11 protein-coding genes are annotated in these 15,799 nt (G+C 66.3%); 3 read left to right on the forward strand and 8 right to left on the reverse strand.

Annotation, left to right across the window (positions count from 1 at the left end; genetic code table 11):
• Positions 1–14 precede the first annotated feature (14 nt).
• From narH to ASE30_RS27800, 4 genes are all read right to left on the reverse strand, one after another.
• The gene (narH, locus tag ASE30_RS27785) at positions 15–1,580 is read right to left on the reverse strand and encodes a nitrate reductase subunit beta (RefSeq protein WP_057287502.1); all 1,566 of its coding nucleotides are present in this window, start codon (positions 1,578–1,580) and stop codon (positions 15–17) included.
• The gene (locus ASE30_RS27790; RefSeq protein ID WP_057287503.1) at positions 1,577–5,335 is read right to left on the reverse strand and encodes a nitrate reductase subunit alpha; all 3,759 of its coding nucleotides are present in this window, start codon (positions 5,333–5,335) and stop codon (positions 1,577–1,579) included. Before ASE30_RS27790 ends, narH begins: the two co-directional genes overlap by 4 nt.
• Before the next feature lie 151 nt (positions 5,336–5,486).
• On the reverse strand, positions 5,487–6,872 hold the full coding sequence (locus ASE30_RS27795) for a NarK family nitrate/nitrite MFS transporter (RefSeq protein ID WP_057287504.1): 1,386 nt from the start codon (positions 6,870–6,872) through the stop codon (positions 5,487–5,489).
• A gap of 27 nt (positions 6,873–6,899) precedes the next feature.
• Complete coding sequence (locus tag ASE30_RS27800) at positions 6,900–8,159, reverse strand: nitrate/nitrite transporter (protein WP_057287505.1); 1,260 nt, start codon at positions 8,157–8,159, stop codon at positions 6,900–6,902.
• A 243-nt stretch (positions 8,160–8,402) separates the two neighbouring features.
• Between ASE30_RS27800 and ASE30_RS27810 the strand changes: the two genes are divergently transcribed.
• Positions 8,403–9,671, forward strand: coding sequence for an NnrS family protein (locus ASE30_RS27810; RefSeq protein WP_057287507.1), 1,269 nt, complete (start codon positions 8,403–8,405; stop codon positions 9,669–9,671).
• A 40-nt stretch (positions 9,672–9,711) separates the two neighbouring features.
• On the opposite strand, the gene ASE30_RS27815 is transcribed toward ASE30_RS27810, so the two are convergent.
• From ASE30_RS27815 to ASE30_RS27825, 3 genes are read right to left on the reverse strand one after another with little or no spacing between them, the layout of a single operon-like run.
• Positions 9,712–10,713: a ketopantoate reductase family protein gene (locus ASE30_RS27815; protein ID WP_082601770.1), complete on the reverse strand. Its 1,002-nt coding sequence runs from the start codon at positions 10,711–10,713 to the stop codon at positions 9,712–9,714.
• Positions 10,710–11,417, reverse strand: coding sequence for an RraA family protein (locus ASE30_RS27820; protein ID WP_057287509.1), 708 nt, complete (start codon positions 11,415–11,417; stop codon positions 10,710–10,712). Before ASE30_RS27820 ends, ASE30_RS27815 begins: the two co-directional genes overlap by 4 nt.
• Position 11,418: 1 nt before the next feature.
• Positions 11,419–12,393, reverse strand: coding sequence for a tripartite tricarboxylate transporter substrate binding protein (locus ASE30_RS27825; RefSeq protein ID WP_235515368.1), 975 nt, complete (start codon positions 12,391–12,393; stop codon positions 11,419–11,421).
• 193 nt (positions 12,394–12,586) lie between these two features.
• On the opposite strand from ASE30_RS27825, the gene ASE30_RS27830 reads away from it, so the two are divergent.
• The gene (locus ASE30_RS27830; protein ID WP_057287510.1) at positions 12,587–13,480 is read left to right on the forward strand and encodes a LysR family transcriptional regulator; all 894 of its coding nucleotides are present in this window, start codon (positions 12,587–12,589) and stop codon (positions 13,478–13,480) included.
• 34 nt (positions 13,481–13,514) lie between these two features.
• Here ASE30_RS27830 and ASE30_RS27835 read toward each other — a convergent pair whose 3' ends face one another.
• The gene (locus tag ASE30_RS27835; protein WP_057287511.1) at positions 13,515–14,474 is read right to left on the reverse strand and encodes a hypothetical protein; all 960 of its coding nucleotides are present in this window, start codon (positions 14,472–14,474) and stop codon (positions 13,515–13,517) included.
• Between the two features lie 151 nt (positions 14,475–14,625).
• On the opposite strand from ASE30_RS27835, the gene ASE30_RS27840 reads away from it, so the two are divergent.
• A complete protein-coding gene (locus tag ASE30_RS27840) occupies positions 14,626–15,795 on the forward strand; it encodes an efflux RND transporter periplasmic adaptor subunit (RefSeq protein WP_057287512.1) in 1,170 nt (389 codons plus the stop codon).
• Positions 15,796–15,799: the final 4 nt, after the last annotated feature.

The raw sequence follows: 15,799 nt of genomic DNA on the forward strand, positions 1-15,799 counted from the left end.
GTGTTCTCCTTTCCTCAGGCCGAAACGGCCTTCTTGCGTGACTTGGGCATTTCGATGAAGATCTCGCTGCCCTGGGGCTTGCGGCCGAACAAGGTGCCCTCGGACACCCCGCCCGAGCAGCCGTTGCCGAAGGTAAAGCCGCAGCTTCCCTTTTCGTTGAAGCTGTCTTCGACGATTTCCTTGTGGCTGCTTGGCACCACGAAGCGGTCTTCGTAGTTGGCGATGGCCATGATCTTGTACATGTCCTGCACGGTTTCCTCGGACAGGCCGACCTGGTCCAGCAAGGCCGTGTCGCGTTCGCCGTGCACGGTCTCGGACCGCTTGAAGGCGCGCATGGCCAGCATGCGTTCCAGCGCCTGGACCACCGGGGCTTCCTTGCCGGCGGTCAGCAGGTTGGCCAGGTAGCGCACGGGAATGCGCAGGCTGGACACGTCGGGGATCATGCCGCTCTTGCCCAGGGTGCGCTGGGGCATCTTGCCGGATTCGGCTGCCGACTGGATCGGCGACAGCGGCGGGATGTACCAGACCATGGGCAAGGTGCGGTATTCCGGGTGCAGCGGGAACGCGACCTTCCATTCGACGGCCATCTTGTAGACGGGCGACTGGCGGGCGGCTTCCAGCCACGATTCCGGAATGCCCTGCTCGCGCGCGGCGGCGATCACCTCGGGCGAATGCGGGTCCAGGAACAGGTCGAGCTGCGATTGGTACAGGTCCTGCTCGTTGGCGGTGGACGCGGCGCTTTCGATCTGGTCGGCGTCATACAGCAGGACGCCCAGGTAGCGGATGCGGCCCACGCAGGTTTCCGAGCACACGGTCGGCTGGCCGGCTTCGATGCGCGGATAGCAGAACGTGCACTTTTCGGCCTTGCCGCTGCTCCAGTTGTAGTAGATCTTCTTGTACGGGCAGCCCGAGATGCACATGCGCCAGCCGCGGCACTTGTCCTGGTCCACCAGGACGATGCCGTCGTCTTCGCGCTTGTAGATGGAACCGGACGGGCAGCTGGCGACACAGGCCGGGTTCAGGCAGTGTTCGCACAGGCGCGGCAGGTACATCATGAAGGTGTTTTCGAAGGTCGAGTACATCTCCTTCTGCACGCCTTCGAACAGCGCGTCGCGGCTGCGCGCGCTGAATTCGCCGCCCAGGTCGTCTTCCCAGTTCGGGCCCCACTCGATCTTCTCCATCTTCTTGCCGGTCAGCACCGACACGGGACGCGCCGTGGGCGGTGTCTGCGACAGCGGCGCGTTCTGCAGATGCTCGTAGTCGAAGGTGAACGGCTCGTAGTAGTCGTCGATGGCCGGCAGGTTCGGGTTGGCGAACAGGTTGGCCAGGATGCGCAGCTTGCCGCCCTGGCGCGGTTCCAGCTTGCCGGCGGCGGTGCGGTTCCAGCCGCCCTTCCACTTGTTCTGGTTCTCCCATTCCTTGGGATAGCCGATGCCGGGCTTGGTTTCAACGTTGTTGAACCAGGCGTATTCGACACCGTCGCGGCTGGTCCAGACGTTCTTGCAGGTGACCGAGCAAGTGTGGCAGCCGATGCACTTGTCCAGGTTCAGCACCATGCCGATTTGGGCGCGTATCCTCATGATTGCTTCTCTTCTTGTTGCGTTGCTTCGACGGAGGGGTCTTCAAGCAATGGCCCTTCCAGCCAGTCGACCTTCTTCATCTTGCGCACCACCACGAATTCATCGCGGTTGGCGCCCACGGTGCCGTAGTAATTGAAACCGTAGGCCTGCTGCGCATAGCCACCGATCATGTGCGTGGGCTTGAGCACCGTGCGCGTCACCGAGTTGTGGATCCCGCCGCGCTTGCCGCTGGTTTCGGCGCCCGGCACGTTCACGATCTTCTCCTGCGCGTGGTACATCAGGCACATGCCCACCGGCACGCGCTGGCTGACCACCACCCGCGCCGTCAGGGTGCCGTTCACGTTGAACACTTCGACCCAATCGTTGTCGACCAGCCCGGCCTGCTTGGCCTCGGTTTCCGACACCCACACGTGGGGGCCGCCGCGGCTCAGGGTCAGCATGCGCAGGTTGTCCGAGTACGTGCTGTGGATGCCCCACTTCTGGTGGGGGGTGATCCAGTTCAGGACCAGTTCCTTCTCGCCGTTCGGGTACTTGCCCAGCATGGGCGCGACCGTCTTGGTGTCGATGGCGGGCTTGTACACGCACAGGCCTTCGCCGAAGTCCAGCATCCAGCGGTGGTCCTGGTAGAACTGCTGACGGCCCGTCAGGGTGCGCCACGGAATCAGTTCGTGCACGTTGGTATAGCCGGCGTTGTAGCTGACCTCTTCGCTTTCCAGGCCCGACCAGGTCGGCGCCGAGATGATCTTGCGCGGCTGCGCCTGGATGTCGCGGAAGCGGATCTTGTCGTGCTCGCGGCCGACGGCGAGGTGCGTGTGTTCGCGTCCGGTGATCTTGCCCAGCGCTTCCCAGGCCTTGACCGACACGTGGCCGTTGGTTTCGGGCGCGAAGGTCAGGATCATCTCGGCCGCGTCGATGGCGGTGTCCAGGCGCGGACGGCCCTGGCTCACGCCGGGTTCGGCGACGGCTTCGTTGATGCCGGCCAGCTCATGCACCTCGTGCTCGGTGTTCCAGTTGATGCCCTTGCCGCCGTTGCCCAGCTTGTCCAGCAAGGGGCCCACCGACGTGAACTTGCGGTAGATGTCGTTGTAATCGCGTTCGACCACCATCATGGACGGCGCGGTCTTGCCGGGGATCAGGTCGCATTCGCCCAGCTTCCAGTCCTTGGGCTCGAAAGCCTGGCCCAGTTCTCCCGGGGTGTCGTGCATCAGCGGGGTCAGCACCAGGTCGCGGCGCTTGCCCAGGTAGGGGCCGCCGATGTCGCTGAACTTCTTGGCCAGCAGCTTGTAGATCTCCCAGTCGGTCTTGCTTTCCCACAGCGGCTGCACGGCTTCGCTCAAGGGGTGGATGAACGGGTGCATGTCGGACGTGTTGAGGTCGTCCTTTTCGTACCAGGTGGCGGTCGGCAGCACGATGTCGCCGTACAGGCAGGTCGTGCTCATGCGGAAGTCCAGCACGGTCAGCAGGTCCAGCTTGCCTTCGGCCGCGTCTTCCTCGTAGGTGACTTCCGTGGGCTTGATCGCGTCGCCCTCGTCGCCGAACACCGCGTTCTGCGTGCCCAGCAGGTACTTCAGGAAGTACTCGTGGCCCTTGCCGCTGGAGCCCAGGATGTTGGAACGCCACACGAACATGTTGCGCGGGAAGTTGGCCGGATCGTCCGGGTTCTCGCAGGACATGCGCAGCGCGCCGGACTTCATCTGTTCGACGGCGTGGGCCACGGGGTCCTTGCCCAGGCTTTCCGCCTGCGCCACCACATCCAGCGGATTGGTCTGCAACTGCGGCGCCGACGGCAGCCAGCCCATGCGCTCGGCGCGGGCGTTCAGGTCGATCATGCTCAGGTCGCTGTAGCGGCCGCGATCGGCGGTGGGGCCCAGGACTTCCTGGACATTCAGCTTTTCATGGCGCCATTGGCTGGTGTGCGCGTAGAAGAAGGACGTGCCGTTCATCTGGCGCGGCGGACGCACCCAGTCCGACGCGAACGCCAGCGGCGCCCAGCCGAACTGCGGCCGCAGCTTTTCCTGGCCCACATAGTGCGCCCAGCCGCCGCCGCTCTTGCCCACGCAGCCGCACATCATCAGCATGTTGATGATGCCGCGGTAGATCATGTCCATGTGGTACCAGTGGTTCAGGCCGGCGCCGACGATCACCATGGACTTGCCTTCGGTATCGTGGGCGTTCTGCGCGAACTCGCGCGCCACCTGGATCACCTGCGCACGCGGCACGCTGGTGTGCTTTTCCTGCCAGGCCGGGGTGTAGGGCACGTCGTCGTCATACGAGGACGCCACGTTGCCGCCACCCAGCCCGCGGTCCAGACCATAGTTGGCCATCTGCAGGTCGTACACCGTGGCGACCAGGGCGTCGGTGCCGTCGGCCAGACGGATGCGGCGCGCCGGCACGTTGCGCACCAGCAGTTCGCCGTGTTCGCTGCCGAAGTACGGGAAGCCCACGCCCACCACCTCCTCGGACTGGCCCAGCAGGGTCAGCGTCGGGGTGATCTCGCGGCCATTGCCGCCGTCCTTGGATTCCAGGTTCCAGCGGCCGACCTTCTCGCCACCGTTGACCGCGCCTTCGCCCCAGCGGAAGCCGATGCTGCCGTTGGGGGCCACCAGGTCGCCGCTGGTCTCGTCCAGCACCAGCGTCTTCCAGTCGGGGTTGTTCTGTTCGCCCAGCGCGCCGTCCAGGTGCGAGGCGCGCAGGAAGTGATCCGGCGCGTAGAAGCCGTCGCGCTCCTTCAACAGCACCAGCATCGGCATGTCGGTGTAGCGGCGCACGTAGTCCTTGAAATAGGCCGATGCGCCGGACAGGTGGAATTCCTTCAGGATCACATGGCCCATGGCCATCGCCAGCGCGGCGTCGGTGCCCTGCTTGGGCGCCAGCCAGATGTCGCCGAACTTGACCATTTCGCCGAAGTCGCTGGACACGGCCACCGTCTTGGTGCCCTTGTAGCGGACTTCGGTGTAGAAGTGCGCGTCCGGGGTGCGGGTCTGGGGCACGTTTGAACCCCACACCATCAGGTAGGTCGAGTTGTACCAGTCGGCCGATTCGGGCACGTCGGTCTGCTCGCCCCACACCTGCGGGCTGGCGGGCGGCAGGTCGCAGTACCAGTCGTAGAAGCTCAGGCAGGCGCCGCCCAGAAGGCTCAGGTAGCGCGCGCCGGCGGCGTAGCTGACCATGGACATGGCGGGAATCGGCGAAAAGCCGATCAGGCGGTCGGGGCCGAACTTCTTGATCGTGTACGCGTTGGCGGCGGTGATGATCTCGGTGGCGGTGTCCCAGTCGGCGCGCACGAAGCCGCCCAGGCCGCGCACGGCCTTGTAGCGCTTGGCGCGCACGGGATCCTGGCTGATCCATTCCCAGGCGTCGATGGGGTCCATCGTCTTGCGGGCTTCGCGCCACATCTCGATCAGGCGGCCGCGGATCATCGGATACTTCACGCGCTGCGCCGAATACACGTACCAGCTGTACGACGCGCCCCGCGGACAGCCGCGCGGTTCATGGTTGGGCAGGTCGGGCCGCGTGCGGGGGTAGTCGGTCTGCTGGGTTTCCCAGGTGATCAGGCCGTTCTTGACATAGACCTTCCAGGAGCAGGAACCGGTGCAATTGACGCCGTGGGTCGAACGCACCACCTTGTCGTGCTGCCACCGGGAGCGGTAGGCGTTTTCCCACTTGCGGTCCTCGTTGACCGTTTCACCGTGACCGTTCGCGAAGGTGGACTTCACCCGCGACATGAACTTCAACCGGTCCAGAAAATGACTCATTGTGTTTCTCCAAGAACGCCGGCCTGGCCGGCGCGTACTGCGATCAATGCTGTGAAACCACTTTAGGGCCGGGCCGCCCCGCGGGCCATTCGCCGGTGGCACAGGCGGAGCCCGGCAGAATGACTAGTTACTCCCGCGGGGACGCCGGCGGTCAGCAAGGCACCGGGGCGTTGCGGCGCGCGTAGTACCACCACGTGATCAGCAGGCAGGTGGCGTAGAAGCCGATGAAGCAATACAGCGCGGCCTGCACGCCCCCCGTCATCTCCAGCGAGGTGCCGAAGCTGCGCGGAATGAAAAAGCCGCCGTATGCGCCGATGGCGCCGGAAAAGCCCAGCACGGCCGCGGATTCCTTGGCGGCTTCCGACATGGCCTGCTTTTCTCCGGCCGGACCCTTGCCCTTGGCCGCCTGCATGCGTTCGCGCAGGAAGATCACGGGAATCATGCGGAAGGTGGAACCGTTGCCCACGCCGGTCAGCGCGAACAGCACGATGAACATGGCCAGAAAGCCGTTGAAATCGCCCGCGCGGCCGGCGGCGGGCAGGAACATCACCACGCCCAGCACGGCGGCGATCATGGCCGCGAAGGTGAACAGCGTGACCCGCGCCCCGCCGATCTTGTCCGACACCCAGCCGCCGATGGGACGCGTCAGCGATCCGACCAGCGGCCCCAGGAAGGCATAGGCCATCGGGTTCACCTGCGGAAACAGCGTCTTGGTCAGCATGGCGAAGCCCGCCGAAAAACCGATGAAGGATCCGAACGTGCCCACGTACAGCCAGCACATCAGCCAGTTGTGCTTGCGCTTGAAGATCACGGCCTGGTCCGCGAAGGACGCCCGCGCATCGGCGATGTCGTTCATCCCGAACCATGCGGCGATCGACGCCAGCGCGATCGGTATCACCCAGATGAAGCCCGCGTTCTGCAGCCACAGGTTCTGTTGCGCGCCGTTGACCGTCACTTCCTGGGGCGTGCCGCCGGCCACGCCGAAGACGCCCACCGAGATGACGACCGGCACCACGAACTGCACCAGCGACACACCCAGGTTGCCGATGCCGGCGTTCAGGCCCGTGGCCAGGCCCTTCTTCTCTTTCGGGAAGAAGAAGCTGATGTTGGCCATGCTGGAACTGAAGTTGCCGCCGCCCAGGCCGCACAGCAGCGCCAGGATCAGCAGCGTGGGAAACGTGGTCGTCGGGTCGCGCAGCGCGAAACCCATGCCCAGCGCCGGAATCAGCAGGGACGCCGTGGAGATGGCCGTCCACTTGCGCCCGCCGAACACGGGCACCAGGAACGAGTAGAAGATGCGCAGGGTGGCGCCCGACAGCGCGGGCAGCGCCGTCAGCCAGAACAACTGGTTCTTGGACAGCATGAAGCCGGCGCGGTCCAGGTTGACCACCACCACGCTCCACAGCATCCAGATGCTGAACGCCAGCATCAGCGCCGGGATCGAGATCCAGAGGTTGCGGTTGGCGACGCGCGCGCCGGTCTGTTTCCAGAAGCCGGGATTATCCGGCTCCCAGCGCGCAAGGACTTGAGTGGACATAGGATTCTCTCAGGGTGTTGGAGTGGGTCAGGCGGCTTGCTGCCGGGCAATGGCCGCGCTTTCCGGCCGGAAACTGAAGTGCATGAAGATGAGCGAGACGCAGACGGTGCCGTACAGCAGCATGAAGGCGCTGGAGCGGATGCCCGTCAGGTCCAGCAGCACGCCGAACATGATCGGCAGCACGAAGCCGCCCAGGCCGCCGGCCAGGCCGACGATGCCGGACACGGCGCCAATGTTGTCGCTGAACTCATCCGAAATGAACTTGAAGACAGAGGCCTTGCCGATCGCCATGGCGATGCCGACGATGAACAGCAGGATGGTGAAGGTGGTGGGCCCCAGGGCGATGCCGAAGGAGCGCGGGCCGCCGGCCGTCATGACCGTGAATTCGGTTTGCGGATAGCTGAGCAGGAAGAACGCCACCCAGCACACCCACATCACCCACCACGTGGTCTTGTAGGCGCCGTAGCGGTCGGAGATCCAGCCGCCCATCGCGCGCAGCACGCCGCCGGGCAAGGAGAAGCACGCCGCCAGCAGCGCGGCCAGCTTCATGTCGAAGCCGTATTCGCCGATGTAGTACTTGGTCATCCACAGCGCCAGCGCCACGTAGCCGCCGAACACCACCGAGTAGTACTGGCAATAGCGCCAGACGCGCGGGTCCTTCAGCATGGCGAACTGCTGCGACAGCGTGGCGCCGCGCGGCACGCGGTGCGACGGGTCGGACGCCGAGAACATCCAGAACAGGATCGCGGTGACCAGCAGCGCAACCGCGTATACCTGGGGCACGATGACCCAGGCGCCGCCGGCGGCCGCGATCAGCGCGGGGGCCACGAACTTGGTGATGGCCGACCCGGAGTTGCCCGCGCCGAACACGCCCATCGCCAGGCCCTGCTTGTTGCGCGGGAACCAGCGCGCCACATAGGGCGTGCCCACCGAGAACGAGCCGCCGGTCAGGCCGACGAACAGCGCCAGCACCAGGAACTGCCAATACTCCGTCGCGTAGGACAGCAGCCAGATCGGCACCACGGCCAACAGCATCAGGATGAAGAAGACGGGCCGGCCGCCGTAGCGGTCCGTCCAGATGCCCAGCGGCACCCGCACCAGCGAGCCGGTCAGGACCGGCATGGCGGCCAGCAGGCCGAACTGGGTTTCGGAAAGGCCCAACTGCGCCTTGATGGGGATGCCCAGCACTGCAAAAATCATCCACACCGCGAAACAGATGGTGAAGGCGAACGTACTGGATATCAGGACCCGCATCGGCGCGCCGGCCGAGGAATGATTTGCTGCCATGGTTACTCTCGCTTTGCTGACAAATTCCTATGTGGCTAGCCTAGGGACCACGGCCCGCTTCCACCATTCGCCAGCCGACCAGAAGCCCCTTGCCGATGTGCCTAGTCACGCCTGGGATCCGGGCGGGCTTGCGCTGGATCAAGCCGGCCGCTGGCAGCCCGGCGCGCGGAGGATTAATATGTATTTCAAATACATTTTCAAAATTGCGGCGCGCCTCTCGCGCCGCGCAATGGCGCCCACCTCATGACCACCCTGCTTTCCATCGAAGAACCCGAACGGCCGCCGCGCCGCGCACGGCCGCAATGGCGCGCTTTCACCGAGATGGGTTTTCGCCCGCTGTATCTGGCCGGCTGCTTCTGGGCGCTCGCGTCCGTGCTGCTGTGGGTGCATGCCCCCGCCCGGTTGACGGGCGTGCTGAACGGCGTGTTCTGGCACGCGCACGAAATGTTGTGGGGCTTCGTGGCCACCATCGCCGTGGGCTTTCTGCTGACCGCGGGCGCCAACTGGACCGGCAAGAATCCCCTGCGCGGCAACGCGCTGGCCGCGCTGTGCCTGCTATGGATCGTGGCGCGCGCGGGCTATCTCGTGCCGGGCCGTCCCGCCTTTGCCGTCGCGGGCGCGGCCGACCTGCTGTTCTTCCTGTGGGCGGCTGGCGCGCTGGGACGCGCCGTCGCCGTCACCCGCAACCAGCGCAACTACGGCGTGCCCTTGCTGCTGCTGGCGCTGGGCGCGACCAACGCGCTGTATCTCTGGGCCACGGTCCAGGGCGACTACCTGACGCTGATGCGCTACTTCAATGCCGGCCTGCTGTGCATGGCGGTGCTGACCCTGCTGATCGCGCGCCGGGTCATGCCGTTCTTCGCCAAGCGCGCGGTCGCCGGACTGGACATTCCTTCCCATACCCGCAGCGGCCATTGGCAGTTGGGCACGGGCATCGTCGCCATTGCCTGCCTGCTGGCGGGCGCGCAGCAGATTGCCGCGCTGGCGCTGGCGGCCACCGGCCTGATCGCCCTGGTGCAATGGATATCCTGGAAGCCCTGGGCCGTGCGCCGCGTACCGCTGCTGTGGATCCTGTACGCGGGCTACCTGGGCCTGGGCATCGGCCTGCTGGTGGGCGCCGCGCACCTGGCCGGCTACGTCCTGCGGCCGGCCTGGCCGGCGCACGTGATCGGCGTGGCGGGCTTTTCGGTGCTGATCCTGGGCATGGTGACGCGCACGGCGCTGGGCCATCTGGGACGCCCGCTGCAGACAGACCGCAGCATGATCGTCAGCTACGCGCTGATGATCCTGGCCGCCCTGCTGCGGCTCGCGGCCCTGTTGCCCACGGCGGCCACGCTGGGATTCCTGCACGCGTCGGCCACCGCCTGGGCGCTGGCGCTGGGGCTGTACCTGTGGCGGTTCTTCCCGATGATGATCCGCCCGCGCGCGGACGCCGCCGCCGGCAAGCCGCTGGCCCCCGTGATGCGCGTGGTGCCGGTGGCGCGGAACCGGGGCCCCGCCGCCTCGGAATAGCCCGGCGCGGCCAATAGGCGCGGCTGAGCCTGCATCGGGCTCAGGCGATGCCCTGGCCCAGTCCCCGCAGCAGCGGCAGCAGCGTGTCGATGGTGGGACATGGCGTTGCGCTGGCCCGGGCGAAGGCCTGCACCTGGCCAAGAATGGCATCGACTTCCATTCTGCGGTTCTGCAGCACGTCCTGCAGCATGGAAGGGCGAATGGTCGCCCGGCTGCCGTCGACCGCCGCGCCCAGGCCCAGCGCGGCCTTGGCGTTTTCGGCCTGGCCCGACACGTCCGAACCGTCCGCGGCGGCGATGGCCACGACTTCGTCGATGACGGCGGCACACAGGTCCACCAGGCCCGGGGTCCCGGATAGCCCGTCGGCGGGAAGCCGAGTCAACGCGCAAATGGTATTCAGCGGAGCGTTGCGCAACAATTTCACCCACACGCAATGCCGGATGTCCGCGGCGGCTGTCGCCTGCAGCCCGGCATGCCGCATCAGCTCGACCGCGGCAAGCAATCTTGGAGAACGCGTGCGATCGGGTTCGCCCAGCAGCCACTGGTTGTTGGCGACATGGCGCACCACCCCCGGCTGCACGATTTCATTGGCGGAATACACCACGCAGCCCATCGCGCGCGCCGGCCCGACGCTGTTCCATAGCGCCGCCTGCGGGTCGAGCAGCGGGAGCGGCCGGGCATCGGGTGCCGCCTCGCCGTGGTACGTCCACCACCAGGGAATCCCGTTGTTGACGAACACCGCCGCGCCGTCCGGGCCCAGCAGCGCGGCAATATCCCTTGCCGCCGCCGGTTGGGCGTGCGACTTGAGCGCGACGAACACAAGATCCTGCGGCGCAAGCTGGCATGGACTGTCGGTGACGGCATGCGGCCGCACGATGAAGTCCTCGTCCTGCGCCAGCAGGCGCAGCCCGCCGTCGACGATGCCGCGCAGTTGCGCGCCGCGCGCAACGACGGACACCTGGTGTTCCCCCCCGGCATGAATGAGGCGGGCGGCCAGGTATCCGCCAATCGCGCCGGCCCCGAACACGCAGACCTTCATCATGCGTCGTCGTAGGCGGCGTCACGTTCGGTGATGCCAAGCCCGGCATAGGCGGCCGCGGCGCCACTGAGCTCCCAGACCGCCGCCCCGCCGTGGATCGCGGCGATGACGTCCTCTTCCTTGCGCATTTTGGCCCGCGCCGCACCGACAACGGCCGCGGCGTCAGCGCGGCTCACAACGATGACGCCGTCGCCATCGGCGACCACCAGGTCGCCGGGACACACCAGGACGTCGCCGCAGGCCACCGGCACATTGACCGCCCCGGCCCGGGCCTTGTCCGGATGCGACGGCGAAACGCGGGTGGCCCACACAGGGAACCCCAAGGCCGTCACGGTATCCACGTCGCGCACGCTGCCTTGCACCACCACCCCCGCCAGCCCCAGCTGCATGGCGTAGTGGGTCGCGACGTCGCCCCATTGCGCGCCCGAGGTCTCGCTTTGGCACACCACGACCAGCACGTCGCCCGGCTGCGCCAGACGCAATGCCCGGTGCATCATCAGGTTGTCGCCCGGCTGGCACACCGCCGTAATGGCGGGACCGGCGATCTTGCCGGTGGTGATGCGCCGCATACGGGACGACATCAGCCCCGGATAGCCGAGCGGCGCGGTGCTTTCATGCAGGTCGGCGACAGTGACCTCGCGGGCCTGCTCGCACAGCGCGGCGTCGACACGGTTGACGCGTAGATAAACGATGGGAGGGGTATGCATTTCAGTCCACCTTGGCGCCAGACGCCTTGACTACCTTGGCCCATTTCACGACGTCCGATTCCAACATGGCGTGAAACTTGTCCGGGCTGGTGATGAGGGTATCGGCACCCTGGTTGCGGAAGAATTCGCGCGAGGCTTCGGTCTGCAGGATCTTCGCGACGTCCGCGTTGATCTTGTCGACCACGGGCCGTGGCGTGTTGGCCGGCGCCAGGATGCCCCACCAGGGGCTGACATCGAAGTTCGGATATCCCATTTCGGCGATGGCGGGAACGTTGGGCAGGCTGGCGTTGCGCTTGGCGCTGGACACCGCGATGGCGCGCAACTTGCCGCCGTTGACCAGCGGCAACGCCGAGGGCACGGCGGCGAAGGCGGTGTCCACATTCCCGCTTGCCACGTCCAGCAGAGCCGCCGCAATGCCCTTGTAGGGCACGTGCATCATTTTGATGCCGGCCTCGACATTCAGGGATTCGGACAGCAGGTGATTGATGGAGCCGTTGCCGGAGGTGGAATACGTCACGCGGCCCGGCTCGGCCTTGGCGCGCGCGACCAGCGACGGAAAGTCCTGCAACGGGGAGCCGGCGCCCACGACCAGCAGAAAAGGCGTGGTGGCTACCGTGGCGACGGTAGCGAAATCCTTGACCGAATCGAAGGGAATCTTGCTGTACAGGCTTTGGTTCACGGCCTGGGAGCCCGCGTACGTCAGCAGCAGCGTGTAGCCATCCGGTTCCGCTTTGGCGACGGAGTCGGTGCCGATGATGCCCGCGGCGCCGGCGCGATTCTCCACCACCACGGGCTGCCCCCACGCCGCGCCCAGCTTTTCCGCCATATGGCGCGCGAAAACGTCCGTCGCGCCGCCCGGCGCCTGCGGGACCACGATTTTCACCGCCTTAGCCGGATAGGATTGCGCCGCGGCGTTTCCCATGGCTGCCACCAGGATGGCGGCCAGCGCCCATCCGCGCATTTTTTTCTTCTGCATCGCAGTCTCCTTTCTTGCCGCCCGGCGAGTGTGCCCGGCGTGCTTATGTTCACCCTTGGTTCACCGTTGCCATCCGTCCGGCACGCGCGCAACGCCGGATCCCGCAGTCTCCAGGTGCGATTCTGCGGGGCGGGAATACTTATGTGAATTAGAATATTTGCATGAATCTGATCAGCTAAGTGGATCACTGCAAATGAAGATCGCCCTTACCTTGCAGCAGCTCGAGGCATTTGCGGAAGTTGCCCGAACCGAGAATTTTCGCGCGGCGGCGCAGCATCTGCACGTGTCCCAGCCGGCGCTGAGCCGGACGATACGGCTGGCCGAAGAGATCGTGGGCGTGCGGCTGTTCGATCGAGACACGCGGCACGTGGCCATGACCCCGGCGGGCCGCGAGCTCCTGCCGATCGCGCGCAGAATCCTGGCGGACTTCGACAGCGCGTTCAGCGAGCTGGCGCAGTTCCTGGATGGGCGCAGCGGGCACATCACCATCGCGGCGGTGCCGTCCGCCACGCTGGCACTGATACCGGCGGCGATATCGGACTTCCGCGAGCGCCATCCAAAGGTGGAATTCACATTTCTTGAAGGCCCTGCGGATGCCGTGAAGGGCATGGTCGGCGACGGCAGCGCCGACATCGGCATCACGGTGCGCCCGCCTGCCCATGAACCGTTCCACTACCGGCATTGGCTGGACGACCCCATCGTCCTGCTCTGCCGCGCCGATGATCCGCTGGCAAAAAAGCGGGCCGTTCCGTGGGCCGCCTTTGCGCAACAACCCTTTATTTCCGCCGGAAGCCGGAGCAGCATCCGGCCCATCACCGACGCGGCGCTCCTGCATACCGGATTGCCCGTCGAGCAGCGCCTTGAATACCCCAGCGTCGCGTCGGCCGGCGCGATGGTGCTGGCGGGGCTTGGGCTGACCGCGTTGCCCAAGCTCGCCCTTCTGGCATTGAATACGGCGGGACTCGCCAGTATTCCGTTGAAGGATCCGGTGATCAGCCGCCCGATAGGCTTTATTACCCGGGTGGGCCGGTCCCTGTCTCCGGTGGCGCGCGCGCTCATCGAACACGCGATCGCCGCGAAACCCTGACCCGGCACGCGCAGCGCGTGCGCGGCCGGTCCTGCTAGCCGCGGCCTTCGCGGCGTTCGATCGCGGCGACTTCGCGCCGCATCGCCTTGAGCCAGGCCTTGAGCAGGGACTCGTCCGAGAACTGCATCACCTCGTGCTCCAATTCCCGGATGTATTCCTGGATGTCGACGATGTCGGCGTCCAATTCCTCGATCACCGTTTCCGGATCGAACGAGGCGAACGGATCCAGGTCGTAGCGCAGCTTGAAGCCCTCTTCCGCGTAGCTGGCCTGGGCCAGGGCCTCGTCGAGCTGGGCGCGCAGGACGGAATTCGCCTGGGGCAGCTGGTCATCGGGCAGCTCGGCCGCCGTGTCCACGCTGGCTTGCAGCGCCGGATCCTGGGCGGCCTGGAGCAGGCGCGCGCGCTCGGCTTCCTGCAGCGCCTGCCAGGCCGCCGCGTTCGGCGCGGACGTGCGGATGGCCAGGCGGGCCTGTTCCAGCAGTTCCTCGGCGTCTTCGTCTTCGTATTGGTCCTGGATGAGCTGAAGAAGCTGGATCGGGGAAAACGCCGTCAGGTCCGCATCCCCGTCCAGTCCCAGCGCCTCGGCCAGGTACGCCTTCGCGTGTTCGGTGTCCTCGACGACGTCGGCGTCATAGTCGGTGCCGCCGTGCTTTTTATAGAGCGTCTTGAGGCGGCCGGCATCGCAGCCGGCGGGCAGTTCCCCCTTGGACGCGAGCAGCAGCAGTTCTTCCGAAAACTCCGTGACCAGTTCGGACACGAATTCGCGTTCCGCCTTGGACAGGCCCATCTGCTTGTAGGCGTGGTCAAAACACAGCACCAGCTTGTAGCGCAGCAGATGCAGTTGTTCTTCGAGCGGGCGCAATTCTTCCGCGTACTTGCGCTGGTAGTCCGCTTCGACCGCCTGCCATTGCTGCAACCGGGCGCGTTCGGCCGCCAGCCTTGCCTGTAGACGCTCGAACAACTGCCGCGGACTTTCGAGGGATATTTCGTCCATGGACCACTCCTTGCAAACCAGATATTGAACACAGCCGCCACTCTAAACCAAACGGTGCGCGCAAACCCGTCTGGAACATCCATATCAATAACGCTAATCATTATTAATATAGAATCACGGCTGTCCGCAACACCCTCGCCTGGCAGCTCCGATGTCTCTGCGCTCCCTTGCGGGCCTTCCCCCCTCGCGCAAGCGCCTGATCCCGATAGCCGCCGCCCTGCTGCTGGCCCTGCTGATCGGCGGGGCTGTCTGGCTGACGGGCGATAAAGGCCCCGCCGCTCCGCCTCCACCCAACTACGGGCAGATCCCCGTTGCCGTCAGCGTCGCCGCGGCGCGCGTCGGCCCGTTGCAGCGCGATCTGCATGCGCTGGGCACCATCACGCCACTGGCGCAGGTGACCCTGCGCACCCAGGTCGACGGCGAATTGCTGAAGCTGCACTACACCGAGGGCCAGGCCGTCGTCCAGGGCCAGTTGCTGGCGGAAATCGACCCCCGCCCCTATCTGGCCGCGCTGGCGTGGGCCGAGGGCGAACTGGCGCAGACCCAGGCGCTGCTGGACAACGCCGCGGCGGACCTGCAGCGCTACCGCAAACTGGCCCGCCAGGAAGCGGTATCCGGCCAGCAGCTCGATACCGCCGAGGCCCAGGTCCGCATCTATTCCGCCCAGCGCCGCAGGAATCAGGCCCAGGTGGCCGATGCCCAGCGCCTGCTGGACCACACCCGCATCCTCGCGCCGCAGTCCGGCCGCATCGGGTTGCGCCGCGTCGACGCGGGCAACCAGGTGCGCGCCGCCGACGCCGACGGGCTGACCACGCTGGTGCAGACCATGCCCATCTCGGCCCTGTTCAGCATTTCCGAGACCCGGCTGGACATCCTGCGTCAGGCCCAGGCCCGGACCGCCGCGCTGCGCGTCCAGGCCTGGGACGCCGACGACCGCCGCATGCTGGCCGAAGGCACGCTGGAAGCGCTGGACAACCGCATCCAAGCCGCCAGCGGCACCGTCCGGCTGCGCGCCCGTTTCGACAATGCCGATGAATCGCTCTTTCCCAACCAGTTCGTGAACATCCGGCTGGCCGTGGTGCAGCAGGACGACGTGGTGACCATTCCCACCGCCGCCGTGCAGTACGGGTCCGAGGGTGCCTTCGTCTTCGTCATCGGCGACGACACGCGGGCCACGCGCCGCGTCCTGGAACTGGGGCCGGCCACCGCTGGCCGCGTCGTGGTGCGCGCGGGCCTGGCCCAGCACGAGCGCGTCGTTGTCGAAGGCGTGGACCGCCTGCACGACGGACGCGACGTGCAGATCGTCGAACATCAAAGCTGAGCCC

Source organism: Achromobacter sp. Root83, assembly GCF_001428845.1.
Classification (GTDB): domain Bacteria; phylum Pseudomonadota; class Gammaproteobacteria; order Burkholderiales; family Burkholderiaceae_B; genus Achromobacter.

Excerpts from the sequence above, each read along its gene's own strand:
- ASE30_RS27815 (WP_082601770.1), bottom strand. The coding sequence starts at position 10,713 with ATGATGAAGGTCTGCGTGTTCGGGGCCGGCGCGATTGGCGGATACCTG.
- ASE30_RS27800 (WP_057287505.1), bottom strand. The coding sequence starts at position 8,159 with ATGGCAGCAAATCATTCCTCGGCCGGCGCGCCGATGCGGGTCCTGATA.
- ASE30_RS27820 (WP_057287509.1), bottom strand. The coding sequence starts at position 11,417 with ATGCATACCCCTCCCATCGTTTATCTACGCGTCAACCGTGTCGACGCC.
- ASE30_RS27790 (WP_057287503.1), bottom strand. The coding sequence starts at position 5,335 with ATGAGTCATTTTCTGGACCGGTTGAAGTTCATGTCGCGGGTGAAGTCC.
- ASE30_RS27810 (WP_057287507.1), top strand. The coding sequence starts at position 8,403 with ATGACCACCCTGCTTTCCATCGAAGAACCCGAACGGCCGCCGCGCCGC.
- narH (WP_057287502.1), bottom strand. The coding sequence starts at position 1,580 with ATGAGGATACGCGCCCAAATCGGCATGGTGCTGAACCTGGACAAGTGC.
- ASE30_RS27835 (WP_057287511.1), bottom strand. The coding sequence starts at position 14,474 with ATGGACGAAATATCCCTCGAAAGTCCGCGGCAGTTGTTCGAGCGTCTA.
- ASE30_RS27840 (WP_057287512.1), top strand. The coding sequence starts at position 14,626 with ATGTCTCTGCGCTCCCTTGCGGGCCTTCCCCCCTCGCGCAAGCGCCTG.
- ASE30_RS27795 (WP_057287504.1), bottom strand. The coding sequence starts at position 6,872 with ATGTCCACTCAAGTCCTTGCGCGCTGGGAGCCGGATAATCCCGGCTTC.
- ASE30_RS27830 (WP_057287510.1), top strand. The coding sequence starts at position 12,587 with ATGAAGATCGCCCTTACCTTGCAGCAGCTCGAGGCATTTGCGGAAGTT.
- ASE30_RS27825 (WP_235515368.1), bottom strand. The coding sequence starts at position 12,393 with ATGCAGAAGAAAAAAATGCGCGGATGGGCGCTGGCCGCCATCCTGGTG.